At 28.5% G+C, this 26,513-nt stretch carries 27 protein-coding genes; 22 read left to right on the forward strand and 5 right to left on the reverse strand.

Features of this window, described 5'->3' with window-relative positions:
- Positions 1-3: 3 nt before the first annotated feature.
- Genes coaBC through CRV02_RS02590 form a run of 7 tightly spaced genes read left to right on the forward strand, consistent with a single transcriptional unit; the run spans position 4 to position 7,745 of the window.
- Positions 4-1,242 (forward strand): bifunctional phosphopantothenoylcysteine decarboxylase/phosphopantothenate--cysteine ligase CoaBC, encoded by a 1,239-nt coding sequence (gene coaBC, locus CRV02_RS02560; RefSeq protein ID WP_129089036.1) that lies wholly within the window; start codon positions 4-6, stop codon positions 1,240-1,242.
- Positions 1,235-1,927, forward strand: coding sequence for a di-trans,poly-cis-decaprenylcistransferase (locus tag CRV02_RS02565; protein ID WP_129089037.1), 693 nt, complete (start codon positions 1,235-1,237; stop codon positions 1,925-1,927). Before coaBC ends, CRV02_RS02565 begins: the two co-directional genes overlap by 8 nt.
- Entirely contained in the window at positions 1,914-2,672 is a 759-nt protein-coding gene (locus CRV02_RS02570; RefSeq protein WP_129089038.1) for an A24 family peptidase, read from the forward strand. The genes CRV02_RS02565 and CRV02_RS02570 overlap by 14 nt, the downstream gene beginning before the upstream one ends.
- Complete coding sequence (locus tag CRV02_RS02575) at positions 2,669-3,685, forward strand: LptF/LptG family permease (protein WP_129089039.1); 1,017 nt, start codon at positions 2,669-2,671, stop codon at positions 3,683-3,685. The genes CRV02_RS02570 and CRV02_RS02575 overlap by 4 nt, the downstream gene beginning before the upstream one ends.
- 1 nt (position 3,686) lies before the next feature.
- Complete coding sequence (gene truA, locus CRV02_RS02580) at positions 3,687-4,409, forward strand: tRNA pseudouridine(38-40) synthase TruA (RefSeq protein WP_129089040.1); 723 nt, start codon at positions 3,687-3,689, stop codon at positions 4,407-4,409.
- Entirely contained in the window at positions 4,409-6,988 is a 2,580-nt protein-coding gene (locus CRV02_RS02585; RefSeq protein ID WP_129089041.1) for a PAS domain-containing sensor histidine kinase, read from the forward strand. The genes truA and CRV02_RS02585 overlap by 1 nt, the downstream gene beginning before the upstream one ends.
- Before the next feature lie 37 nt (positions 6,989-7,025).
- Entirely contained in the window at positions 7,026-7,745 is a 720-nt protein-coding gene (locus CRV02_RS02590) for a response regulator transcription factor (RefSeq protein ID WP_129084314.1), read from the forward strand.
- A 9-nt stretch (positions 7,746-7,754) separates the two neighbouring features.
- Here CRV02_RS02590 and CRV02_RS02595 read toward each other — a convergent pair whose 3' ends face one another.
- A complete protein-coding gene (locus CRV02_RS02595; protein WP_129089042.1) occupies positions 7,755-8,705 on the reverse strand; it encodes a TAXI family TRAP transporter solute-binding subunit in 951 nt (316 codons plus the stop codon).
- Between the two features lie 194 nt (positions 8,706-8,899).
- Between CRV02_RS02595 and CRV02_RS02600 the strand changes: the two genes are divergently transcribed.
- From CRV02_RS02600 to CRV02_RS02620, 5 genes are all read left to right on the forward strand, one after another.
- A complete protein-coding gene (locus CRV02_RS02600; RefSeq protein WP_129084316.1) occupies positions 8,900-9,691 on the forward strand; it encodes a heat-shock protein in 792 nt (263 codons plus the stop codon).
- 10 nt (positions 9,692-9,701) lie between these two features.
- Positions 9,702-10,304: a nucleotide exchange factor GrpE gene (gene grpE, locus CRV02_RS02605; protein WP_129089043.1), complete on the forward strand. Its 603-nt coding sequence runs from the start codon at positions 9,702-9,704 to the stop codon at positions 10,302-10,304.
- 302 nt (positions 10,305-10,606) lie between these two features.
- Complete coding sequence (gene dnaK, locus CRV02_RS02610; protein ID WP_129089044.1) at positions 10,607-12,499, forward strand: molecular chaperone DnaK; 1,893 nt, start codon at positions 10,607-10,609, stop codon at positions 12,497-12,499.
- Positions 12,500-12,509: 10 nt separating this feature from the next.
- The gene (locus CRV02_RS02615; RefSeq protein ID WP_129084319.1) at positions 12,510-12,812 is read left to right on the forward strand and encodes a hypothetical protein; all 303 of its coding nucleotides are present in this window, start codon (positions 12,510-12,512) and stop codon (positions 12,810-12,812) included.
- A gap of 55 nt (positions 12,813-12,867) precedes the next feature.
- Complete coding sequence (locus CRV02_RS02620; protein ID WP_129089045.1) at positions 12,868-13,992, forward strand: murein transglycosylase A; 1,125 nt, start codon at positions 12,868-12,870, stop codon at positions 13,990-13,992.
- Positions 13,993-14,006: 14 nt separating this feature from the next.
- Here CRV02_RS02620 and CRV02_RS02625 read toward each other — a convergent pair whose 3' ends face one another.
- The gene (locus CRV02_RS02625) at positions 14,007-14,246 is read right to left on the reverse strand and encodes a hypothetical protein (protein WP_129084321.1); all 240 of its coding nucleotides are present in this window, start codon (positions 14,244-14,246) and stop codon (positions 14,007-14,009) included.
- A gap of 143 nt (positions 14,247-14,389) precedes the next feature.
- Here CRV02_RS02625 and CRV02_RS02630 point away from each other — a divergent pair, with 143 nt between their 5' ends.
- Genes CRV02_RS02630 through CRV02_RS02640 form a run of 3 tightly spaced genes read left to right on the forward strand, consistent with a single transcriptional unit; the run spans position 14,390 to position 18,028 of the window.
- Positions 14,390-15,196, forward strand: coding sequence for a phosphatidylserine decarboxylase (locus CRV02_RS02630; RefSeq protein WP_129089046.1), 807 nt, complete (start codon positions 14,390-14,392; stop codon positions 15,194-15,196).
- A gap of 39 nt (positions 15,197-15,235) precedes the next feature.
- Positions 15,236-17,740 carry an EAL domain-containing protein gene (locus CRV02_RS02635; RefSeq protein ID WP_129089047.1) on the forward strand — a complete coding sequence of 835 codons (2,505 nt, stop codon included), beginning with the start codon at positions 15,236-15,238 and terminating at the stop codon, positions 17,738-17,740.
- 54 nt (positions 17,741-17,794) lie between these two features.
- Entirely contained in the window at positions 17,795-18,028 is a 234-nt protein-coding gene (locus CRV02_RS02640) for a hypothetical protein (RefSeq protein ID WP_129084324.1), read from the forward strand.
- Between the two features lie 19 nt (positions 18,029-18,047).
- Here CRV02_RS02640 and CRV02_RS02645 read toward each other — a convergent pair whose 3' ends face one another.
- The gene (locus CRV02_RS02645) at positions 18,048-18,404 is read right to left on the reverse strand and encodes a rhodanese-like domain-containing protein (protein ID WP_129089048.1); all 357 of its coding nucleotides are present in this window, start codon (positions 18,402-18,404) and stop codon (positions 18,048-18,050) included.
- Between the two features lie 170 nt (positions 18,405-18,574).
- On the opposite strand from CRV02_RS02645, the gene dsbD reads away from it, so the two are divergent.
- The 7 genes from dsbD to CRV02_RS02680 are packed head-to-tail and all read left to right on the forward strand — an operon-like array spanning position 18,575 to position 24,635.
- Positions 18,575-20,335 carry a protein-disulfide reductase DsbD gene (gene dsbD, locus CRV02_RS02650; RefSeq protein ID WP_129089049.1) on the forward strand — a complete coding sequence of 587 codons (1,761 nt, stop codon included), beginning with the start codon at positions 18,575-18,577 and terminating at the stop codon, positions 20,333-20,335.
- 59 nt (positions 20,336-20,394) lie between these two features.
- Positions 20,395-20,994 carry a MarC family protein gene (locus tag CRV02_RS02655; RefSeq protein ID WP_129089050.1) on the forward strand — a complete coding sequence of 200 codons (600 nt, stop codon included), beginning with the start codon at positions 20,395-20,397 and terminating at the stop codon, positions 20,992-20,994.
- Positions 20,995-21,933, forward strand: coding sequence for an aminotransferase class I/II-fold pyridoxal phosphate-dependent enzyme (locus tag CRV02_RS02660; protein WP_129089051.1), 939 nt, complete (start codon positions 20,995-20,997; stop codon positions 21,931-21,933).
- Positions 21,923-22,528: a hypothetical protein gene (locus CRV02_RS02665; protein WP_129089052.1), complete on the forward strand. Its 606-nt coding sequence runs from the start codon at positions 21,923-21,925 to the stop codon at positions 22,526-22,528. The genes CRV02_RS02660 and CRV02_RS02665 overlap by 11 nt, the downstream gene beginning before the upstream one ends.
- Positions 22,529-22,537: 9 nt before the next feature.
- Positions 22,538-23,752, forward strand: coding sequence for a P-loop NTPase fold protein (locus CRV02_RS02670; RefSeq protein ID WP_129089053.1), 1,215 nt, complete (start codon positions 22,538-22,540; stop codon positions 23,750-23,752).
- Positions 23,749-24,198, forward strand: a complete 450-nt coding sequence (gene dtd / locus CRV02_RS02675; protein ID WP_129084330.1) for a D-aminoacyl-tRNA deacylase — start codon at positions 23,749-23,751, stop codon at positions 24,196-24,198. The genes CRV02_RS02670 and dtd overlap by 4 nt, the downstream gene beginning before the upstream one ends.
- Positions 24,199-24,209: 11 nt before the next feature.
- Positions 24,210-24,635: a hypothetical protein gene (locus CRV02_RS02680; protein ID WP_129089054.1), complete on the forward strand. Its 426-nt coding sequence runs from the start codon at positions 24,210-24,212 to the stop codon at positions 24,633-24,635.
- Here the strand turns inward: CRV02_RS02680 and CRV02_RS02685 are convergent.
- The gene (locus CRV02_RS02685; protein ID WP_129089055.1) at positions 24,619-25,839 is read right to left on the reverse strand and encodes an ArsS family sensor histidine kinase; all 1,221 of its coding nucleotides are present in this window, start codon (positions 25,837-25,839) and stop codon (positions 24,619-24,621) included. The two genes, CRV02_RS02680 and CRV02_RS02685, sit on opposite strands and share 17 nt — an antisense overlap.
- Complete coding sequence (locus CRV02_RS02690) at positions 25,836-26,510, reverse strand: response regulator transcription factor (RefSeq protein ID WP_258239024.1); 675 nt, start codon at positions 26,508-26,510, stop codon at positions 25,836-25,838. Before CRV02_RS02690 ends, CRV02_RS02685 begins: the two co-directional genes overlap by 4 nt.
- Between the last annotated feature and the right edge of the window lie 3 nt (positions 26,511-26,513).

The raw sequence follows: 26,513 nt of genomic DNA on the forward strand, positions 1-26,513 counted from the left end.
GCCATGCTTTTAAAAAATAAAAACATTTTACTTTGTATTACAGGTTCTATTGCTGTATATAAAGCTTTAGAGTTAGTAAGACTTTATATAAAAAGTGGTGCAAATGTAAAAGTTCTTATGACTGAAGCTTCTCAAAGATTTGTAACAAAACTATCTTTTGAAGCAATCTCTCAAAACAAAGTTTTAGATGAATCTTCTGAGTCATGGGAGAAAAATCAAGACTATAATCATATTGATATTGGAAAGTGGGCTGATATTTTAGTAGTAGCTCCTTGTAGTGCAAATACAATAAATAAATTAGCAAATGGAATCGCTGATAATCTATTAACACAAACTGTTCTAGCATATAAGGGCAAAAAAGTTATAGCCCCAGCAGCAAATACAAATATGATTGAAAATCAAATTACAGTAAAAAGTATAAAAAAGCTAAGAAAATTTGGCTTTGAGCTTATAAACTCACAAGTAAAAGAGTTAGCTTGTAAAGATGTGGGAAATGGAGCTTTAGCAGAGCCTGAGACTATTTTTTATAAAACAGCAAGAGAACTTTTAAAAGAAAAGTATTGGCAAAGTAGATCTGTTATTTTAAGTGGTGGTGGAACTGTTGAAAAGATTGATGATGTAAGGTATATCTCAAACTATTCATCTGGAAAGATGGCTTCTTCATTAGCCCTTGCTTTATATTTAAAGGGTGCAGATGTAAATCTAGTTACTACAAGAGGTCATGAAAACTTACAAAATCTTAATACAGAGATTAATACTCTTGCAGTTCAAAGCTCATATCAAATGTATGAAGATTTAGAAATCTTAATAAAAAAAGCAAAAAAAGATAATAAAAAAGCTAAAAAACCATATCTTTTTATGGTTGCAGCAGTAAGTGATTATGTACCAAGTGAAGACTTTGAGGGTAAACTAAAAAAAGAGATGGTAGGACAAGCTTGGAATTTGAAGCTAAAACAAAATATTGATATCTTAAACTCTTTAGATAAAAAAGCTTTAATTTCAATTGGTTTTAAAGCAGAAATGGATGAAGTTGTAGCAAATGAAAATGCAATAAAAATGCTTGAAAAGAAAAACCTTGATGCTGTTTGCCTAAATATTTTAAAAGATAAGAACTCTTTTGGAACAAGTGATAATGCAATAGAGCTTATATTTGAGAATGAAAGCTTCTCTTATGAAGGTCAAAAAGATGAAATCTCATTTGATATAATAGAAAAGTTAGCCCAAAAGTTTGCCAATGAGTAAATCAAAAAAACAAAATCCTGTACATATTGCTATGATAATGGATGGTAATGGTAGATGGGCAGAAGAAAAAGGCTTAAAAAGAACAGCTGGACATGAAGAAGGTGCAAAAACAGTTAGAAGAATAACTAAGCATTGTTCAGAACTTGGAGTAAAGTATTTAACTCTTTATGCTTTTTCCACTGAAAATTGGGCTAGACCAAAACTTGAAGTTGAATTTTTAATGAAGCTTTTAGAGAAGTATTTAAAAAGTGAACTTCAAGTTTATTTAGAAAATTCTATTAGATTTAAAGCAATTGGAGACTTATCAAAGTTTTCAAAATCTTTACAAAAGATTATTAAGCAAACAGAAGAAAAAACGGCAAATGGAAAAAATCTTACTCAAGTTTTAGCCCTAAATTATGGTTCTCAAGATGAAATCTTAAGAGCAATAAAGAAGTTAAATGAAAAGCAATTAGAAGTTACAAAAGAGAATTTTGAATCTTGCCTTGATACAGCTAATATTCCAGATGTAGATATGCTAATTCGTACAAGTGGTGAAATTAGATTATCTAACTACCTTCTTTGGCAAAATGCCTATGCTGAACTATTTTTTACAAATACATATTGGCCAGAGTTTTCAACGTCAGAATTAGATGATATGGTAAGTGATTTTGTAAATAGAGAACGAAGATTTGGAGCTATTTAGTTTTATAATTGGAGCTATATTTGGCTCTTTTTTAAATGTTCTTATATTAAGGTTACCACAAGGACAATCCTTACTTACAAGAAGTACTTGCCCAAACTGTAATGAAAAAATTGCTTGGTATAATAATATTCCTATAATATCTTTTTTAATGCTAAAAGCAAAAAGCTCATGTTGTAATAAAAAAATATCTTTTCAGTATTTTACGGTAGAAGTTTTAACTGCATTAATAACTTTTGCTCTTTTTATAAAATTTGATTTTACTTTGGAGCTATTTTTCGCTGCTATCTTTTTTTATACATTAATTGTTTTATCTTTTATAGATTTTAAATACAAAGCAGTTCCTGATTACTTATTAATTATCTTATTTATTTTTTCTTTTTTTATAAAAGAGGGAAGTTTCATTGATGCTTTAAAAGCTGCATGTATTTTAAGTGGAGCTTTTGTTTTATTAAATTTTTTAGTGACTTTTTATATTCAAAATATAAAAGCAAGACTTTTTAAAGATGATTCACTAAAAATACAAGAGGCGTTAGGAGAAGGAGATATTCCTGTGATTGCTAGTTTTGCAATTATTCTTGGAACTTTAGGTTCCTTTGTTGCTATATTTTTTGCTTCAATTTTTGCTATAATAGCAAGTTTATATTATAGGTACAAAAATAAAGAGTTAGAAATACCATTTATACCATTTTTATCATTAGGCTTTTTATTTGAATACTTTTTTGAGATTACAAAGGTTATTTTTTGAAATTAAAACACTATTTACTTAATCAATTTGCACATACTTTTTTACCTATTTTTTTAGGTCTTTATTTTATTACATCAATTATTTTCTTAGTGAAAATTGCTGCTTTAACATCAGTAATTACAATGAATGTCTTAGAACTACTTAGATTATACATGTATGTTATTCCAACGATTATTTTTTATACTCTTCCTATATCATTTTTTGTTTCTTTAGTTATTACTCTAGGAAAACTATCTAGTGAGTATGAACTTATTGTTATTACTTCTTTTGGACTAAATCCATTGAGAATTTTAAGAATATTTTTACCAATAACATTAATTCTATCTATTTCTTTAATATTTGTTTCTGTTGGTCTTATTCCTAAAGCGAAGTTTTTAAATGAAAGATTTCTAGACCAAAAACAAAAAGAAGCAAACTTTAATATCAAAGCTTCAGAGTTTGGGCAGAAATTTGGTAACTGGTTAATTTATATTGATGAAAAAAATGATAAAACATATAAAGAAGTAAAACTATTTAAAACTGAAAATAATAAAGACCAATTTATTATTTCAAAAAGTGCGAAGCTTGTAAATGAAGAGGGTGAACTTAGTTTTAAACTTTATAATGGAAAATCATTTTTAATTGATCAAGAAGAGTTAAATCAAATTGATTATAAAAGGCTTGATATTAATGATTCAGTTTCAAAAAACAATCAAAGTTTTTTTACTGATAGTTATAATTTCTGGGTTAAAGAACTTAATGCAAATGAGCAAGAAGATAAGTTCTCTTTTTATATTCTAACTTCTCTTTTCCCTTTAATGTCACTATTTTTAGTTGTTGCTTTTGGGTATTTTAATCCAAGGTATGATAAGAATAAAGCTGTATCTTATGCAATGGTTTCTGTTGTAGTTTTTTATATTCTTTTAGAACTTTTAACAGATAAATTTTTATTAAATTCACTATTTATATTACCAATAATTTGGATTATAGGTACGTATTTAGTATATACAAGAACAGTAAAACAACAATATTAAAATGAATGCGAAATTTGTAATATCCTATGATGGAACAAAGTTTCAAGGAAGTCAAACTCAACCAAATGGATTAAGTGTAGAAGATGCACTACTAAAAGCTTTTAAGCAAATAAATATAGAAACAAAAATTGTTCTTAGTGGTAGAACTGATAAAGATGTTCATGCTACAGGACAAGTTTTTAATTGTAATATTCCATCTTTTTGGTTTGATTTAAAAAAGCTAAAAAAAGTACTTAATCATCAGCTTCCTTCTTCTATTTCTATAAAGTCTATTCATCAAACAAGTGAAGAGTTTCACTCAAGGTTTCATGCTAAAAAAAGAGTTTACAGATATTTAGTTACAACAAAAAAACCTACAGTTTTTAGTGCTGATTATATCTCTTACCATAAAAATATTGATGAAGGAAAAATAAAAGAGGCTATCAAACTTTTTGAAGGAGTTCATGACTTTGAATACTTTCATAAAAAGGGAAGTGATAAGGATAATACAGTAAGAGAAGTATTTTCTACAAAGTTTTATAAATATAAAGATATTTATGTTTTTAATTTTTGTGCAAACTCTTATTTAAGGTCTCAAATTAGACTTATGGTTGGCATACTTCTTAAAATATCTGATGGGAAACTCACCCTTGAAGATTTAAAAAAACAACTTGATAAAAAACAACACAAGTTTAAAACTCCTGCTAGTCCATATGGACTCTATTTAGCTAAGGTATACTACTAATGCTTACTAAAAGGAAGTTTTATACCCTTAGTGATATAAAAAAACACCTTGTATATACTCCTTTAATTTTTGTATTTGTTACAGCTATTATCTCAATGGTAGTTATTGTTTCTGTTTTAGAAGTAAAACAAAAAAATGAAGAGAAACTACTAACTCAAAAAGAACAATTTGAAAAAAGAAATATTTTAAATCAGTATATAAATGACATAAAATTTAAAGCAAACTCCTCTTTTGATGGAGAAGAAGTTGCTCTAAATGATGCGGTTACTTCTTTAAGTGGGTTTCTAAAGTATTCAAAAAATCAAGCTGGATTAAATGATATTAAAAGTTTTATTCAAGACCTTGAAAAAAACAGTAACTTTGAGTTTGTAATTTTTGATAAAAAGAAATTAAATATTATCTATGGAGAAGATGTAATTAACTATCTGCAAGTTATTACTGATTCTAAGATTGAGATAACAAGATTCCAAAAACATATGTTAGAAAATATCCTTTATATTGGAGATGATAATCTAATTTATTGGATTGATAAAACTAACCATAAGATTAGACTTAGTTATTTTAAAGATATAGAAAATAAAAACTGGTATCTTGGAGCTTTTTCAAAAATAGATGATATGGAAGACTCTATTAGAAAAGTTATTATTAACTCAATAGTTCAAAAAAGTAAATACTATTCAGATAGCTACTTTTGGTTTTATGATTATAATCAAGGTTATGTATATAACTACTATAATAAGGGACAAAAATTAAATGCTAAGTATATTTTAGAGCAAGATAGATTTGATAGTTCAAGTCAGATTTTAAGAAAATATATAACTGACAATGAAGTAAATAAAAGCCACAAAACATATAATTTTACAAAATATAATTTTTTAGTTTCTATTAAAAGTTATACTCTTCCAAGTAAACTATCAAACTTAGATTATAAATACAATTCTAAACTATCTGTCTCAATTGCCATTGTTATTTTAATATCACTTTTTTTAATTTTAGCATCAACTGTATTTACAAAGTTTATTAACTCTATTTTCCACAGATACAATAAAAGATTAGAGACTAGAAATAAGATGTATAAAAAATGGAAAGATAGATATGAGCTTGCTATTATTGCATCAAATGATGGTCTTTGGGATATTGATTTAGAGACTGATAATATCTTCTTCTCTAAAAAATGGCTTGAGATGTTTGGTTATAAGAAAGGTGAAATAAAAAGTTTACAAGAGTGGCTAAACATAATTCATCAAGAAGATAGACCAATTGTTGAAAATAGATTAAAAACTCATTTAGATGGTAAAACAGAGCATTTTATTAGTGAGTATAGAATCAAAAACAAGTGGAATGAATATAAATGGGTACTAGTTAGAGGTAAAGCCTTTAGGGATAAAGAGAAGAACCCAAAACGTATGCTTATGATGTCAATGGATATAGAAAGAAGAAAAAGACTTTCTAAAGAGCTTCAATATGTTGATTTATTAGTTGAGTATGGAAGAATTGTAATCTTTAAATGGAAAAATGATGATTTCTTAACTCCTGAATATGTATCTAAATCAATTAGTTCCTTTGGATATTCAACAAAAGGCTTTGAAAATAAAAAAGATAGCTTCTTAAATTTTGTTCATAAAGATGATGCAAAAGAGTTAAAAGTAGAGTTAAAAGAGGCTATAAAAAAAGATTCAAAATCTTTTACCAAAGTCTTTAGGGTGATTGAGAAAGATGGAACTATACGATGGGTATTTAATAGAACTATCTTCTTAAAAGATGACTTTGGAAATGTAACTCACCTTTATGGATATATCACTGATATTACACAAATGAAGTTAACAGAAGAAGAGCTAAAATCTAAAGTTGAAGAAGAGTTAGCTAAAAATATAGAAAAGGATAGGTTATTAGTTCATCAAAGTAAATTAGCAGCCATGGGTGAGATGCTTGGAAATATTGCTCATCAGTGGAGACAGCCTTTAAATAATATTAATTTATTAACTCACTTTATTAGAGATAACTTTGAAAATCTAAAAAAAGAAGATATTGAAGACATTACATCAGATACAAAACTACAAATTGATTATATGTCTCAAACAATTGATGACTTTAGAAACTTCTATCAACCAACAAAAGATAAGGCTAGTTTTAATATAAAAGAGTCAATAAACTCTTGTGTAAAGATAGTTGAAACTCAACTAGAAAAAACAGATATGAAAGTTGAAGTTTTAGGTGAAAGTATAGATATTATAAGTTATAAAAATGAGTTCCAACAAGTTATTTTAAATATTCTAAATAATGCAAATGATGCAGCAGAGATAAAAAATAGTGAAGAAAAATTTTTAGCAAAAACAAAAATTGAAATAATAAAAGAAAAAAATAATGTAAAGATTTTATTAGAAAATAACTGCGGTGAAGTTCAAGAAGAGATTATGGAGAGAATGTTTGAACCATATTTTACTACTAAGTTTGAAGACCAAGGAACGGGGATAGGTCTATATATGGCAAAGACAATTATTGAAAAGAATATGAATGGTAGCATTACTGCTAAAAATATTGAAGGTGGAGTAGTATTTACTATTATTTTACCACTTTAAGGATATAATAAAATAATTAATTGCGGTGGGAAGAGTAATGAAAGATTATAAAACAAGAGTGTTATTAGTAGAAGATGAAGATGTAGCAAGAAAAACCTTATCTTTTTATCTTAATACTATTTTTGATGAGGTTGTTGTTGCCTGTGATGGACAAGAAGCAAGTAAAGTTTTCAAAAAAGACTTTGATGAAGATAGAACTTTTGATTTAGTTTTAACTGATTTAAAAATGCCTAATAAAGATGGAATCTCTATGATTGATGATATCAGAGAGTTAGTTCCAAACCAAAGATTTATTATAGTAAGTGCACACAAAAATGAAGATGACTTACTAAAGTTAATCAACCTAAGAGTTCTAGGATATTTTGTAAAACCATTAAATATTGATAATATGATGGAAATGCTAAAAAAAGCGAAAGAAGAAGTTTTAGCAGATAATGCAGTTACTGATGTTCAAGAAACACTAATTACTTTAAATAGAAGATATACATATGATATAAAAACAGATAAACTATATAATCAAGAGTCAATAGTAAAACTTTCTAAAAAAGAGTTAGATATCTTAAAAGTTTTAATTGATAATCTAGGTGAAGTAGTTCCTGTTGAGAAGTTCAAGCAAGATGTTTGGAATGATATAAATACAAATGACTCTGCTTTTAGAACAGTAATGAAAAGATTAAAAGATAAAGTTAAAGAAGATGACTTTATTATCTCTCATAAAGGTTATGGATACATAATCGAAAAACAACTAAAAAAATAGAAGAATAACTTATTTAATAAAGTTATTCTCTTTATAATACTTAACTGCTCCGTCATGTAATGGAGCACTTAGGCCTTCAAGTAAAGACTCTTTTGTTATATATTTATATACAGGATGAAGATTCTTAAACTTTTCAAAGTTTTCTAATATTGCTTTAACTAAAGTATAAACAGCTTTATTACTTACATCAGAGCTTGTTATTAAAACTGCCTTTGAACCAAAAGTAGGAGTTGCTGAAGGAACTCCATTATATATTGCAGCTGGAATTTCACCTTTTACATAAAAAGGATTCTTTTCAATAAATTTATCAATCTCTTTTCCAGATATAGGAACAAGCTTTATATTAGAAGAGCTTGATGCATCTTTGATATTTGCAGTTGGATGACCTACCATATAAAAATAGCCATCAATTTTGTCTTCTCTTAGTGCGTCAGGAGCTTCTCCTACTTTTAACTTTCCCACATATCCTAAGTCAGATTTTTTGATATTTAAATGATTTAATAAATAAGAAACAGTGGTTTCATTTCCACTTCCTAAATTTCCTATATTAATTCTTTTATCTTTTATATCATAGATAGAGTCTATATTTGAATCAGTTTTTACAACTAAAGAAAGAAGCTCAGGATAAATAGACATCACTGATCTTAGTTTTTTCATAGGATTCTTTTTAAAACTCTTTTTGCCATTGATTGCATGATAAACAGCATCTGATTGAGCAATACCAAAATCTAAATCACCCATACTGATTGCATTGATATTGTAAACTGAACCACCAGTTGATTCAACAGAACATCTAATTCTAGTCTCTTTTTTATATTTATTTACTAATCTACAAATTGCACCACCTGTTGGATAATATGTTCCTGTTACACTTCCTGTTCCAATAGTTACAAATTCTGCAGCAGCAAATAGTGATACTTTCACTGATAAAAGGGCAAAGATAGCAATTAATTTCTTCATTCAAACTCTTTAAATATATTTTATTTATTATAGTTACTTTCTCATTATATCAAACTAAAGCACTAAAAAAAGGGCTTTGTATAAAAATTAGCACTTTTATGAATCTTTTGCTAAAAAGAACTTGACATTTACTCACTCATATAGTATAATATTTTTAGCAGTTTGAGAATTCAAGTGCTAAAAGTGAGTAAATTATGATTGATAAAAAAGAGTATTTATTACATTCCATAATCAAAGCATATATTGAACACTTAGAACCTATTGGTTCTACACAACTAAAATCAATGTATGATATTGCTTACTCTCCTGCAACTATTAGAGGGTACTTTAAAAAGTTAGGAGAAGAAGGCTTTTTAGCTCAAGAGCATGTGAGTTCAGGTAGAACTCCTACAACTGAAGCTTTAAAACAGTATTGGAGTAATAAATTAAATTTTAAACTTGATTTTGTAGACGAAAAAGCTATAGAGTATTTTTCTAAAGAGCTTGGAGTTGCAGTATTTGTTCAAGAGCAAAAGTCAGATACTCTAAATGACATTTTAAATGTTGAAAATAGATATATGATTTTAGAGTTTAGCTCTTTTGCAATTACAGTTAAATATTCTGACGCGCTTTATAGATTTTTAAATGATATGCAAGGTTTAGAGTTAGTTCACATTGTGAATATCTCAAAACAAGTTGGTGCTTATGAAATCTATGAAAAAGTAAGTCAGCATTTACAAAACAAAAATTTTCATATTTATAATACTAAAGAGTTTTTTTCTTTAGCATTGAAATACAACTATGATGAAAAAAGCATTAATGGGTTTTTAAAAGGAAGAATTCTTGATTCATTAGAAGAGGGAATTTATTTTGAAAACATTATTCCAGAAGGTTATATAGCTATTTGCCATAATTGTAAAATTGAAAATAAAAATATAAAAATGCTAGTAGTTGGTGAATTATCAAAGGACTACGAATATTTCTATAATAAAATAAATATGAGTTAGGAGATATATTTTGAGTGAAAATAAAGAAGAATTAAACCAAGAACAAATAAACCAAGAACAAATAAATCAAGAAGAAGTTGAGCAAACTGTTGAAGAACAAGCTTGTGAAAACAATGAAGAGTCTTGTGAAACAAAAGAGTTAACAGCAGAAGAAAAAATTGCTGAACTAGAAGCAAAATTAAAAGAATCAGAAGATAAATATTTTAGAGTTCACGCAGATTTTGAAAATATTAAGAAAAGATTAGAAAAAGAGAAATATCAAGCAATTGATTATGCATCTGAAAAGTTTGCAAAAGATTTATTAATGCCAATTGATACTTTAGAAATGGCATTAGCAGCAGAAGAAGCAGCAAATGAGCTTTCTGCAGAAGAATTACTTGCAAAATTAAAAGAGGGTGTAGAGTTAACAATTAAAAACTTCTATACAGCATTTGAAAAGCATGATATTTCAATAATTGAAACAGATGGTGAGTTTGATCCAAACTTCCATGATGCAGTGATGCAAGTAGATAGTGAAAACCATAAAACAGGTGAAATTGTTCAAGTGATGCAAAAAGGTTATAAGTTTAAAGATAGACTTCTAAGAGCATCAATGGTTTCAATCGCAAATTAGTCATATTTTGACTATTTTGTTGTTCGACTACGAAATTTCAAAGAGTCACTTACAGAAGTAAGCTCCTCCTTAAAATTTCTTGTCTGCCTATAACTAGTCTAAAATCTGACTAATTTAGGTAATGACCGTAATGTCTCTAAACTAAAAGATAAATTAGATAAAAGATAAAAAATTTTGAAGGAAACCAAAGCAAACTTCAGTTTGCTCTTTAGATTGGTTCTTAGCTTGAATTTATTTCAAGCGCTAAAGAACATCAAAAGATTAGGTTCCTTCATTTTATAAAATAAAATTAAGGATTTAATATGAGTAAAGTAATTGGTATTGACTTAGGTACAACAAACTCTTGTATGGCAGTTTATGAAGGTGGTGAAGCTAAAGTTATTCCTAATAAAGAAGGAAAAAATACAACTCCATCAATTGTTGCATTCACTGATAAAGGTGAAGTATTAGTTGGTGACCCAGCAAAAAGACAAGCTATTACAAACCCGGAAAAGACTATCTATTCTGTAAAAAGAATTATGGGTCTTATGATGGACGAAGAAAATGCTAAAGAAGCACAAGAAAAAGTAGGATATAAAATCGTTAATAGAAACGGTGCAGCAGCAGTTGAAATTGCTGATAAAGTTTATACTCCTCAAGAAATTTCTGCAAAAATTTTAGGAAAATTAAAAGCAGACGCTGAAGAGTATTTAGGTGCTCCTGTAACTGACGCAGTTATTACAGTTCCTGCATACTTCAATGATGCACAAAGAAAAGCAACTCAAGAAGCTGGTACTATTGCTGGTCTTAACGTATTAAGAATTATCAATGAGCCAACAGCTGCTTCATTAGCATATGGACTTGATAAAAAAGGTGAAGAGAAAGTATTAGTATACGATTTAGGTGGTGGTACATTTGACGTTACTGTTCTTGAAATTGGTGATGGAACATTTGAAGTACTTTCAACAGATGGTAATGCATTCTTAGGTGGAGATGACTTTGATAACGCAATTATTGATTGGTTAGCAAAAGAGTTCGAAGCTGAAAATGGTTTTGATATTAAAAATGACAAAATGGCATTACAAAGATTAAAAGATGCTGCTGAAAATGCTAAGAAAGAGTTATCTTCTGCTGAATCAACAGAGATTAACTTACCATTTATCTCTATGGGTAACGCAGGACCAGTTCACTTAGTTAAATCATTAACAAGAGCTAAATTTGAGTCTATGACTGAGCATTTAATCTCTGAAACTTTAGAGCACATCAAAGTTGCTATGAGAGATGCTGGATTAGATAAAGATGAAATCGAAGAAGTAATCATGGTTGGTGGTTCAACAAGATTACCAAAAGCTAACCAAGTAGTTAAAGATTACTTTGGAAAAGATTTAAATAAAGGTGTTAACCCTGATGAAGTAGTTGCTGCTGGTGCTGCTGTTCAAGCTGGTGTATTAAGAGGTGATGTTAAAGATGTATTATTATTAGACGTTACTCCATTATCACTTGGAATTGAAACTCTTGGTGGAGTTATGACTAAACTGATTGAAAAAGGAACTACAATTCCTGTTAAAAAATCACAAGTATTCTCTACAGCAGAAGACAATCAACCAGCTGTATCAATTCACGTTGGTCAAGGTGAAAGAGAATTTGCAAAAGATAACAAATCTTTAGGTATGTTTGAATTATCTGACATTCCAGCAGCTCCAAGAGGTGTTCCTCAAATTGAAGTAACATTTGACATTGATGCAAATGGTGTTTTAAATGTATCCGCTAAAGATAAAGGTACTGGAAAAGAGAATAAGATTACTATTTCTGGTTCGTCTGGATTATCTGATGAAGAAATCGAAAAAATGGTAAATGAAGCAGAAGCAAATAAAGAAGCTGATGAAAAAAGAAAAGAAGTAATCGAAGTAAGAAACCAAGCAGACGCTTTATTACACTCAACTAAGAAAACATTAGAAGAGAATGAAGATGCAGTTTCTGAAGAAGAAAAAACTAAAATCGTAGACGCAGCTGCAGCTTTAGAGGAAACTTTAAAAGATGAAAATGCTACTAAAGAGCAAATTGAAGAAAAAGTAAAAGCTTTAACTGAAGTTTCTCACAAGTTAGCAGAAGCTATGTATAAAAAAGAAGGTGGTGACCAAGCAGGTGCTGGTGCACAACCAAACCAAAAAGCTAAAAAAGACGATGACGATGTTATCGATGCTGAAGTAGAGTAATCTCTACTTCATGCAAACTCTAATCTTCTTACTATTAACTTTTTTAATAGTAATCTTTTCTATTCTACTTTATGTTAAAAATAAACACTCACGAGTTGATAAACTAAATAAAGGCATTTGTCCTTCATGTGGAGACAAAGCTAAAACTTTTTATGATGATAGAACACGAAGTACGTTTAAAGTAGATGTTATTTCTGCAAGAGTATTAAAAAATCATGGTTGCTCTGGACTAAATGATATTGAGTACACTTGTAAAACTTGTGGTTTAAAAGAGGTCTATTCTCAAAGCGGTTCATCTAATTGTTCTGTGTAATCTTTTATTAACTTTTAGATGTTAGAATTCCAAAAACTAAGAAGGACTTCTACTCATGAAAACTTTACTACTTTCTATTACTTTCCTAATTCTTTTTTTTACTGGATGTTCTCAAAAAGAGCCTTTACAACTTGAAAAATTAAATAAAATATCTAAAGCTAAGGTTTTAAAAGTAAACCTAAATACTATTGAAGGTTTTTATGAAGATGATTTAAATTATGCCTTGGATGTATTTAAAAAAGATTGTAAAAGAGCAAAAAGATATGAGCTATTTAAAGAGGCTTGTTCTAAAGCAAATGATTATGATAATGGCTCAAAATTCTTTACTGAAAACTTTGTTGCCTATGAATTATATAATAACAATAAAACAAATACAGGTGTGATTACAGGTTATTATGAACCTTTATTAAGAGGTAGTCTAACAAAAAGTGAAAAATACAAGTATCCAATTTATAAAACACCAAAAGATATGTATATCGTTGACTTATCATCTGTTTACCCAGAACTTAAAAAATATAGACTAAGAGGTAAGCTAAAAGGTAATAAAATCATTCCTTATGATGATAGAGAAGCTATTAATGAAAGAGATGATTTAGAAGCAATCTGTTATGTTGATGATAGGTTTGATTTATTCTTTTTACATATTCAAGGTTCTGGAAAAGTTCAATTAGAGACTGGTGAAGTTCTAAATGTAGGTTATGCAAACCAAAATGGGCATAAATACAAAGGAATAGGTGGTATGCTATTACAAGAGGGTGTATTGCAAGGTTATGGAGCTTCAATGCAAGGTATTAAAGCTTACTTACAAGATAACCCTGAAAGAGTAGATGAAATATTACATGCAAATGAAAGCTATATTTTCTTCTCAAAAAGAAGCCAAGGTGCAACAGGTGCTTTAGGAACAGAATTAACTGCTGGAAGAAACTTAGCAGTAGATAGAAGATATATTCCTCTAGGAATGCCAGTATTTATAAATACAAAAAATTCAGTAACACAAGAAAAAATAAATAGACTTATGGTTGCAGCTGATGTTGGTGGAGCAATTAAAGGTGAAATAAGAGCAGACTTCTTCTATGGAAACGGAAAAGATGCTGAATTGCATGCAGGTGGAATGAAAGAACAAGGAAAGCTTACAATCCTTGTTCCTAAAGAGTTTGTGCCAAGTAGTAATAAAAACTAATTACAGCTCTTGGCCTAGCTACAGCATCCTGTTCCACAACATGAAGATGGAGCTTCTTGTCTGAAATCAATAACAAAATTGTTTCCATGTTCTACTAAATCAAATTCATGTTTTTTACAGAATTCTAAGTTCATTTGATTTTTCATTTGAATTGCTTTACTTAAAGCGTCATCTTTTGAGTTAAATTCTAGATTATTTTGTAAATCACTTCTTCTAAAACAACCACACTCTGTTTCTACTATAACTTTATGCATTAAAAGTTCTCCTATAATAATTTTTTTCGAAGATTATCAAAAAAAAATTTAAATAGACTTATAATAATAATTTATGAAATTGCTTTAAAAAAATCAAGTAAAATTTAGATAAAATATCTATATTACACTAAACAAGGGCAAAAATGCATATTACAAATATTATCTCTCAATACTTTGGAAAATTCGCTAAAACTGAGTTTCCATCATTTATTCAAAAGATTATAAATAAAGTATATGTAAAAAGTATGAAGTTAGACATGAGTGAATTTAGAAACGAAAAGTTTTATAAATCACTAAATGATCTTTTTACAAGAGAATTAGCAATTGCAAGACAAATCAATGAAGATGAAAAGGTATTTATTTCTCCAACAGATAGTTTAATTACACAAGCAGGAGATGTAAAGGGTGATTTAGCTTTACAAATCAAAGGGATGGAATACTCTTTTGAAGAGCTATTAACTTACAATTGTGCAAATAACTTTGAAAAGTTAGTAGATGGTAAATATATGAACTTTTACCTTTCTCCAAGGGATTATCATAGATATCACTCTCCTTGTGATTTTGAAGTAAAAAGATTACTACATGTTCCAGGGAAACTTTATCCAGTAAATTTAAAATATCTAAATAAACAAATTGATTTATTTGCTGAGAATGAAAGAGTTATTTTAGAGTGTGTTCATGAAGATAAACTATTTTACATGGTATTTGTTGGAGCATTAAATGTTGGTCAAATGGTATTTGAGTTTGAGCCAAAAGTTGAAACAAATACAGATGTTAGATATATTCAAATTTATGAATATGAAGATAAAAAAGTTAAAAAAGGTGACTGTTTAGGTTACTTTAAAATGGGTTCTACTGTTGTAATGTTCTGGGAAAAAGGATTTGTTGAACTTGAAGAGTTAACAGGTCAATCAGTGAAATATGGACAAAGTATTTGCCAAAAAAGTTAAGCATAAATACAAGAGTCTTTAAAAGCAGGTTTAATAAATATGAAAAATAAAATCTTTTTAAAGATAGGAGCAATTTTTGTTTTTATTGTTTCTGCATATTTATTTTTCATAATATTTATTATTTCTCCAAAGATTACTAAATATTTTATTGATTTTGAAACAAACCAAGTAAAACTACAACTTGAAAAGATATCTCATATAGTTGACTCAAAAAAAGAGCAAATAAATGAGTTTGAAACCTTCAAAGAAAAAGAGTATAGACAAAAGATAAGAGAGACCTCTTATCTTGCATATAATACTCTTCAAAGCTACTATAAAGAGTATGAAAAAGGAAATTACACTAAAGATGAAGCTGTAAAAAAAGCTTTAGTGATTATTTCAAATATTACATATAATGACAAAGGCTATTTGTATCTTATAGATACAAAAGGAAATACTTTATATCACCCTACAAAAACTAATATCGGAAGAAATATCTATGATTTAAAAGATGCAAAGGGTAAAGTCTTTGCTCCAACAATTATTAAAGATGTGATAGAACAAAAAGAGACTTATAGTTCATACTTTTGGAAAAAGTTAAACTCAAATACTGTATCAAAAAAGCTTGTTCATAGTATTTATTTTGAGCCTTTTGATATTATTGTATCTTCTACAACTTATGAATCAAATATTCAAGTAGAAATTGATGCCCAAAAAGAAAAAGCTATCCAAAAACTAATGCCTTTGATTGATACTCTTTTTTCAAAGGAACATGGGCATATTTTTATTTTAGATGAAGAGTTTAGGATTATTGCCCACCCTTCAAAATCTCTTATGGGGGAATCTTTAGCCATAGGAAAATATAGTAAATACGTTGATGTGCTTTCTTTATCAAAGGAGCTTATTGACTCTTCTTCGAACCAAAAAATGTTAAAGTATATTTGGAACACAAAAGAAGACCCTGAAAACTTTACATATGAAAAATTTGCTTGGGTTGAATACAATGACTTCTTTGGCTGGTATATAATCTCATCTATCTATAAAAAAGATTTAGAAAAGAAAGTAGAAGAGATTGATTCTATGTTGATAAATCTTTCTATCATTCTTCTTTTAGTTTTAATGTTTATAGCAATTTTATTTGTTCAAAAACTTTTAAAACCTATTCAAGACTTATCTGAAAATGCAAGATTGGTTGAAGCTGGAAACTTAGAAGTAAGAACAATAGTTGAAAGTAATGATGAATTAGGTGTTCTAGCAAATCATTTTAATAAAATGCTAGATGCAATTCAAGAAAACACAAAGAACTTAGAAGAAAAAATCCAAGAAAGAACTTTAGAGATAAGAAAGAAACTTTATTATGATGAGTTAACAGGCTTAGAAAATAGAGAATCTCTAATTGAAAGTATCAAAGAAGAAGAGTTTGTTGCAGTAAACTTTATTGATATAAATAACTTCGATGATATAAATGAACTTTATGGTTTCCAAATAGGAAATGAATTATTAATCAAAATAACTAAAAGACTACAAGAGTTTTCAGATGAGCATGACTTAAAGCTTTATAGAGTAAATGGAGATATATTTGCTTTAAAAGATACAAATATTGTAAGATTTTTAGCCTATGAAAAAATGATAGATAAAATCCATGAGCTTTTTGTAAAAGAGTTTAAAATAGAAGGTCTAGGAGTTGATTTATACTTATCTGTTACTGTAGGTTCATCAATCTCTCAAAACCAACCTGTAAAGTGTGCAAATACTGCTTTAAATAAAGCAAAACATACGTCTCAAAGAACAGTTGTTTATAATAAAAATATTGATGTAAAAGAGAACATCAAAAAAATGATGCATTGGAAAGATAAGATTAAAAATGCAATAGAAAATGATAACGTAGTTCCATTTTTCCAACCAATTTTTGATAAAGATGAGAAGCTTATTAAATATGAAACCCTAATGAGAATAAAAGATAATGTAGATGGAAAAGAACACTTCTTATCTCCTGGAAATTTCTTTGATGTTGCAATTAAAACAAAACAGTATTTTAAACTAAATCAAATAGTTATAAAAAAAGCCTTTGATAATATTGATAAAATAGGAAAAATGGTATCAGTGAATATCAGTTTTTCAGATATTTTGAACTTAGACTTTATGGAGTTTATAGAAAAAGAAGTAAAACTTCTAAGTAAAGAACAAAGAGAAAAAGTTGTTTTTGAAATCCTTGAGAGTGATTTTATTTCTGACCACAAAGTATTAGATGACTTTATCTTAACATACCGAGAAAAAGGCATTAAGTTTGCAATTGATGACTTTGGAACAGGTTATTCAAACTTTACTCACGTTTTAAATATAAAACCAGAATATATAAAAATTGATGGTTCATTAATTAAAGATATAGATAAAGACCAAACAGCATTTGAGATGGTAAAATCTATTATTGATTTTTCTAAATCATTAAAAATAATTGTTGTTGTAGAGTTTATTCATAATGAAACAGTATATAAAATACTTCAAGATTTAGGTGCTGATGAGTATCAAGGCTTTTATTTAGGTGAGCCTGCACCTCTTTTTTAACTAAATAAAAGTTATTTTTAGTAAAATTTATACAAACTAAAAAAAGGATTACACATGGCAACTACAGAATTAGGAACACTTCCTTTAAACGGAACAAAAAAAGGTATTATCTCTGTTTCAAATGTTTCAGAACCATATGGTAAAGGAACGCCAGATGTTGTAAGTATTGGAATTTCATTAAATGGAAAAGATATTGAGTGGAAGTCACACATTCCATATGCAAACTTAGATGATGTAATTGCAATTTTACAAGAAGCAAGTGCAAAGAAAAAAGAAGAGCAAGAATAAGCTCTTCTTTAGGCAAACTTTAGTTAAAAAGGGTTTCTCTACCTTCATCTAGCCAGTTTGCTATACCACCTTCAAGATGTGCGATATTAGTATATCCATGGTTTTGAATTAAGAAGTCTGCAATAGTTCTTGTTCTATTTGCATGGGCACAAATTAAAACAATAAGTTGGTCTTTTGACTTTACAAGCTTTTCAAATTTTGATAACCATGTTGGTACATCACAGTTTCCAAACATATCAAAGAAAGTCATCTTATGAGAATTTTTGATGATTCCTGTGTGTTTAAATTCATCTTCTCTTCGAACATCAATCATTACAACATCATCATTTATTAATTTTTCAACTTCACTTGGTGATAAATCGACAACTTTACTCATTAGTTACCCTTATAATTAATTATATGAAATAATAACTAAATTTTATCAATTTTTTTATAACTATTAATTATAATTCTGAAATCTAAGAAATTTATAATTCTTATATAAACAAAGACTTCACATAAATTGATTATAATGTCAATAATATTTTAAATAAGGTAATACTATAGATGAAAAAAATACTATTATTAATGCTTATGGTTGTATATGCTTTTTCTATTCAAAGGTCATTTTTAGAGCCACATGAAGCATTTCAAGCAAAACTAGAACAACAAGAAGATAAGATTGTTGCAAGTATTAAACTTGGTAAAGATATTTATCTTTATGATAAACAACTTAAAATTTTAATTACAAAACCAGAAAAAAAAGAGATTACTTCAAAACTTTTAATGCCAAAACCAGAACAATATGATGAATTTATTGTTCACTTTAATGAAGTTTCAATAGATATTCCATTCTCTTTATTAAAAGAAGAAGTAAACTCAGATAGCTACGAAGTTCAATTACTTTTCCAAGGGTGTTCAAAAGCAGGACTTTGCTATGCACCTATGAGCGAGACAATCTCTGTAAATCTAGCTTCAAACTTAGAAGCTTCAAAAGCTACTGAAACTAAAAAAGAAGTAACTACAAATGAAACAGTAGCTAGTGAAAATATTTCAGAGAGTGATTCAATTGTAAATACTCTTAAAGACAAAAGTGCAATCTTAGTATTAGCAACTTTCTTTGGCTTCGGACTTTTATTATCTTTAACTCCATGTGTTTTCCCTATGATTCCAATTCTTTCATCTATTATTGTAAAAGCAGGAGATAATGAAAAGCTAACAGCTTCAAAAGGTTTCTTTTTATCTTTAGTTTATGTTTTAGCAATGGCTTTAGCATATACAATAGCAGGAGTTATTGCAGGATTATTTGGAGCTAATTTACAAGTAGCTTTACAAAATCCATATGTATTAGTGACCTTTGCATTTATCTTTGTAGTATTGGCTTTCTCTATGTTTGGATACTTTAAATTAGAGTTACCACAAAGTCTACAAACAAAACTAAACAAAACAACAGAAGGAAAAGAGAAACAAGGTGTATTTGGAGTTGCTGTAATGGGATTCCTATCAGCACTTGTTGTTGGTCCTTGTGTTGCACCACCACTTGCAGGAGCTTTAGTTTATATTGGACAAACAGGTGATGCAGTATTAGGTGGAGCAGCATTATTTGTGATGAGTTTAGGCATGGGTGTTCCTTTACTTCTTATTGGACTTGGTGCTGGTAAATTTATGCCAAAACCTGGTGGTTGGATGGAGCAAGTTACAAAAGTATTTGGTATTGTGATGCTTGCAATTGCAGTTTGGATGTTAGATAGAGTATTAGACCCTACCTTAATCATGTATTTATGGGCTTTATTATTCTTAGGAGCTGGACTGTTTATCAAAAACTTTGAAAATATTTTAGTAAAACTTCTTGCAACAGTTCTTTTAATCTATGGAACAGCAACATTTATTGGAGCTATAAGTGGAGCAACAAATGTACTAAAACCACTTGAAAAGTTCACTTCTTCAAAAGTTGTATCTACAAGCTCTAGTGATGTAAAGTTTATAAAGGTTAAAAATCTTGAAGAGTTAGACCAAGCAATTAAAACTTCAACTAAACCTGTTATGCTTGATTTTTGGGCTGAGTGGTGTGTGTCTTGTAAAGAGTTAGATAATATTACTTTCCAAGATGAGGAAGTAAAAAAAGTACTTGAAAAGTTCACTTTAATCAAAGCTGATGTTACAAAAAATACAGATGATGACAAAGCTTTAATGAAAAAATTCCAAGTATTTGGACCACCAGCTTTAATCTTCTTTGACGAAAACAATCAAGAAATGAAAGCAGCTAAAATAATTGGATATAAAAATCCACAAGAGTTTTTAGAAGTTATAAATAAAAACTTTAAATAATTCTAAAATAAATAAAACTATATTTTGTTATACTTCCTTAATAATTTTTAGGAAGTATAATGGAATTATTCTTTTCGACATTTTTAAAAATGTTCTTCATCATGACACCCTTTTTCGTGTTATCAGTTTTTTTAACAGTTACAAGTGATGCTACTCCAGCTCAAAAAAGAGCATTGGCTATAAAAGTAACTACTTCAGTGATTGTGATTAGTTTGATATTACTATATTTTGGAAAGCATATTTTTGCAGTATTTGGTATAACTTTAGATGCCTTTAGAATTGGAGCAGGGGCTTTATTATTTCTTTCAGCAGTTGAGTTAATCAAAGGAAATAAAGACACTCAAAAAGTAGAGCAAAAAGATATTTCAGAACTTGCTGTTGTACCTCTTTCTATTCCTATTACAATAGGCCCTGGTACTATTGGGGTTTTACTTGTAATGGGTGCAGGTTTTGATTCAAATGGTTCTATGGTTTTAGGAAGTTTAGCTCTTGTATGTGCAATTGTAGTGATTGGTATTATGCTTTACTCTTCTTCTATTATTGAAAGATTAGTAGGAAAACAAGGACTACTTGTAATCTCAAAAATCACGGGACTTTTTTTAGCAGCTTTATCTGCTCAAATTGTATTTACGGGAATAAAAAACTTTTTAGGTCTGTAGATGTTTGATTTTAGAAGTGAGGTTAACTTTTTAAAGCCAGATATACAAATTGATTTTAATGAAGTATGTGATGAAAGTACTTGTTATCAATCTCTTTTATCACAACTTGAACAACGATACAAAATCAAACAAACAAATATCGAGCTTTTTAATGGTTTCTCTTCTTCTATTTATTCACTTCTAAAATATTTAAACTCTAAATTTTGTTATATCTATTCTCCATGTAATTTGGAGTATAAACAAGCTTCAAATAACTTAGGTTATGAAACAAGACTAATCAATAGATTTGAAAATATATTTTTACCAATCAAAGATGATAGTGTTGTGGTTTTTATGAACCCTTCTTTTTTAGATGGTACTTTTTATGAGCTTGATAAACTTTTTGAGTATTGGGCAAGTAAAAATGCAAAAGTTATTATAGATGAAACACTAATTGATTTTTGTGGAAAAACTTCATGTATAAAATACCTAACAGCGTATGAAAACTTATTTATCGTAAAAGATTTAAGTAAATTCTACGCAAGAAAAAATCTAAATATCGCAACAGTTTTTGCTAGTGAAAAGAGTATAAAGAGTTTACGAAAATATGAACCCCAAAACAAGATATCAAGTTTTGAGATAAAGTATTTAGAAGAGGCTTTAAAGGACAAAAAATTCTCAACTATTACAAACTCAATATATATCAAAAATAGAATAGAACTAGAAAAAATACTTCAAGAACACAAGTTTGTAGATTCTATGTTTCAAAGTAATTCTAACTCACTTTTAATCCGGCTTAAAAATATTGACTCAAATGAGTTTAAAAAGAAGCTTTCAAAAAATGGTGTTATTATAAACACTTGTTTAGAGTATGATTTCATAGATGAGTATTTTGTGAGTTTCTATGTGGGTTCATTAAACAATATAAAGGGGCTAAAAAAGGCTTTAAATGCTTTTTGACAGCAAGATAGTAAATAGAATTGCACTTACTGTTACAGTGGTGTTTTTTGCTATTTTGATAACCTTTTTATTTAAATCATTTTTTATCGTTAAAAATCAGTTTATAAATATAGATGGTGCAACTTATGTGAATCAAGTTAGACAAGATTACTATACACAAAGACTTTCAAATTTTCTTACAAAAAATTGTATTGGAAATGAGCTTTGTGAAGTACAATCAATGCTTGATTTTGTTACAAGAATTCCATATAAAGTAAATAAAAGTGTTGCAAGAAGTCCAAAACACGTAGTAGAGCAAAACTTTGGTGACTGTGATGATAAGTCAAACTTACTTATCTCTCTACTTAAAACAAAAGGGTATGAGGCATATTTTGTATTTGTGCCTAAGCATGTTTTTGTGATAGTAAAATTAAAAGAAAAGCTAGCAAATAAAAAAGCTCTTTATGTAAATGGACAAGCTTATTATAAACTAGAAAGTACAGCAAAGAACTCTAGGATAGGTTTTCCTTTGAAGTATAAGTTAGAAGAGATAGAAGCAATAATTGACCCATTTAAAAATAAGAAGTTAATAGTTGAGAGTTTAGAATACAAATAAAGAGTATATATGGCAAATCAAAAAGTTTTAAAAGAGTATTTAGTAGGTAGTGAGAATAGTTATTTAAGAAGTGATGATAACAATGGCAAGGTAATCATGCTATCAGGAAAGTGGGGAAGTGGTAAAACTCATTTTTGGCAAGATAAAATTGCAACTGATGAATTAAAAGAAGAGTTAAAGAAAGAAGAAAAGTGTTACTCTTATGTAAGTCTTTATGGAAAAAGCTCAATTGAAGAGATTGAGAATGATATTTTTTCACAAGTTTATTTTGACTCTGTAGGTGGTGAAAATTTAGTTACTAAAACAGCTTCTACTTTTACAAAACTTACAAAAAGGTATGGAAAGTTTTCATCTTTATTAGATTTTTCTAAACTTGCAGAAGCGAGTGAAGAACAAAAAGATGAGTTCATAGAAAATAGTGCAACTAAAAGATTGGAAAAAGGTGGAATAATCTGTTTTGATGATTTTGAAAGAAAATCAAAAGAGATAGACCTAAATGACCTTTTTGGTTTTATCACACAATTATCTTTAAACTTTGAGTGCAAAATAGTGATAATACTAAATGACGATGTATTTGAAGGAAAAGAGAAAAATATATTCTCAAATGTAAAAGAAAAGACAGTATCTAAATACTTGTATTATAAGCCAAGTATAAGAGAACTATTTGATTTGATATTTGATGACGAAAAATATAAGAGATTAGAAAGTCATAAAGAATTAATACTTAAAACAATAGAGGAAACAGAAGAGTTAAATGCAAGAATATACATACAAGTATTAGATAATCTTTTAGAATGGATAGAAAATACAAATGAAGATGGGCATAGTGATGAAGTGTTAAGATGTTTAATTTTGGTTAATATAAATTTTATTTTATATCATACAATATCAGAAAAAAAAGAAGAATATTATATTGCTAGAGGGTTTTATAATCATGGTTTTGATTATAACTCTAATAGACTGGCAGGAATTTCAGGATATGAAAACTTTAGTAATTTTGAAGAGTATATAAATTTTGCAATTGCGAACATAGTAAGTGATGGAAAATCTCAATCAGAATTTAGAAAGAAATATCAAGACTTTATTGAAGAAAATATTAATATGTTTAAAAGTGAATTTTTTATTAATAAATGGGATGTTTCTAGAGGAATATATACTGACACTTTAGATAAAGTTAACAACTTCATAGAAACAGGTATTTTAATCAAGGATGAAAACAAATGATAGCAGTTATTCAAAGAGTAAAATCTTCATCAGTAAAAGTAGATAGTAAGATAGTAGGACAAATAGGACAAGGTCTAAACATCTTACTTGGTGTTAAAAAAGGTGATACAAAAGAGGATATTCAAAAGTTAGTAAACAAAATAGTAAATCTTAGAATCTTTCAAGATGAAAATGACAAGATGAATCTATCTCTTATAGATGTAGGAGGGGAGGCTTTGATTATCTCACAATTTACCCTTGCTGGAAATATCAAAAAAGGAAGACGTCCTAGTTTTGATGCAAGTGAAAACCCTCAAATAGCAAATGAGTATTATGAAGAGTTTAAAGCTTTTGTAGCAAGTCATGATATTCATGTTCAAAGTGGAGTATTTGGAGCACATATGGAAGTAGATATTCAAAATGATGGTCCAGTTACTTTTATAGTAGATAGTAAAGAATTAAATTAAAAAGAAGAGTTATGTCGTATATAAAATGGTATGAAGCCCACGGAAAAAAACACGCAAAGATAATGGAAAAACTAAAAGACAAAAGTGATGCTGAGGTTATAGAGTATTTTAGGTTTGATAATATGGTAGAAAAAGAGCCTGACTTTTGTCCTTTATATGAAGAGAACAAAAAGTGCCATGATTATGAAGAGTTAAACTGCTACTTCTGTGCCTGTCCAAACTTTAGGTTTGATGATGATGGTGTAAAAAAACAAGATGATAAGACTCTTTATTCTTATTGTAGTATTGACTCAAAAGATGGAGCACAATTTGAAGGGGAAGATTATATTCACCAAAACTGTGCAGGGTGTTTAGTCCCACACAAAGAGAGATATATTAAAAAGCATTTTAATAGAAATTGGTTTGAGGCAATGAAAAACGTTAATCTATCAAAATAGAGAAGATGTTTTTGCCTTTGTTGTGATTGTAAACTAGTTTAAATCCATGAAGATTTGCAATAGTTTTTACAATATATAAACCTAAACCAAAACCATCACTTCTTTTCTCTTCTTGAGAGAAGGGTTCTGTGTAGTATTCAAGATTTTCTTTTAGTGGCTCACCTTCTGAGATAATATCTATTCTATGTTTGTTTGCATTTAAAATTGCATGTGAGTTTGGTGAAAATTTTATTGCATTGTCTATCAGGTTTTTAAGTGCCACAGAAAGCATTGCTGTATCTGCATTTAGATTAAAGTCTTTTATCTTTGAACTTATCTTATCTGGACTTAAAAGAGCTATATCTAAAGTCTTTGTATAGATTTTGAAAAATGAAGTTAGTTCTTTATAAACAAAAGTGTTGCTTGAAGTTAGTTTTTCAACCATTGCAAGCTCTTTGATAATATCATCCATACGATGAAAAGCTTTTTGAAGCATATCTCTTTTTTTCTCATCATCTAAAGTCTCAGCAATAAACATCGCCTTTGTAATAGGTGTTTTTAGTTCATGCATCATATTACGCATGAATAAATCTTTTGATTTTCTTTGATTGTTTATATGTGTTAAGGCTTCATCAAAAGTTTTTGCAATAGTTCCTATTTCATCTGTACTATTTGATTTGATTTTTACGTTGAAGTCACCTTCTGAGAACTTTTTAATCTCTTTGTTTAGTTGTCTAAGAGGTTTTAGTTTTCTTTTTAAAATATAGTATAGTGAGAAAAGTACCCCAAGGGAAATAGCAATAGCAAGGGATATAATCATAAGATTGTGGGTATAACTTTGAGTATCTTTTAACATCAGGTTATAACCGTCTCTTTGCACATAGATATATAAAATATCATCTAAGATGATAATTCTATATACACCATCAAGAGTATCTCTTAAAATTAGTGGTTTACCATTGCTTATGATTTGTAGTTTCTGCTCTTGTTTATCAACTTGAATCATTTTAAACTGGTCAACTATAAACTTTACTCCGGCGTTATTAGGTTTACTTTCCAGTGATTTAAGTATGTTTTCGGCTACAAGTTCATACTTTTTTTGCATAGTGATATTGTATCTTTGCTTATCAAGCTTTATAAAAATTGCAAAGGTAATAGAAACAGCAATTAAAGCTAAAATAAAAATAGTATTAATAAAAGCAGAGATAGAAATATTACGAATCATACTAGTTGATAACCAATCCCACGTACTGATTTTATGTATGTTTTTTCATTGTCTATTTTAGATATTTTTGTTCTTATTCTTGAAATCATTACATCGATATTTTTTAAACTACTATCATCTTCGATGTGGTCACTTGCATAGATAAAGTCTTCTCTAGCTATAACTGCACCATTTCTTTGGATAAGTAGTTTTAAAATATCATATTCAGCTAGAGTTAGGTTAAGTGTTTCCCCTTTAAAGATGATTTGCATATCATCTTCTTTTAGAATGAAATCACTCTTTTTCTCTTCCTCTTTTTTCTTTTCACTTCCACCAGTTCTTTTTAAAATAGCTTTGATTCTAGCTTGAAGTTCTCTAGGGTTGTATGGTTTAGGAAGGTAGTCATCAGCACCTCTTTCAAGTCCCATAACTTTGTCAAGAATATCATCTCTTGCACTTGAAATAATAATAGGGATATCTGATTTTTCTCTGATTTTAGGAATAACTTCAAGACCATCTATCTCAGGTAGAGTAAGGTCTAGAATTACCAGTTCATATTTTTTTAGGTTTAGCATTGATAGCCCATTGTATGGGCTATCTGTATTTGTTACTTCAATATCTTGTGAGGCTAAATACTCTGTGATGATTTGAGCTAATTCTAAATCATCTTCTATCATTAATACTTGTATTATAGG

Source organism: Arcobacter sp. CECT 8989, from assembly GCF_004116715.1.
Lineage (GTDB): Bacteria > Campylobacterota > Campylobacteria > Campylobacterales > Arcobacteraceae > Halarcobacter.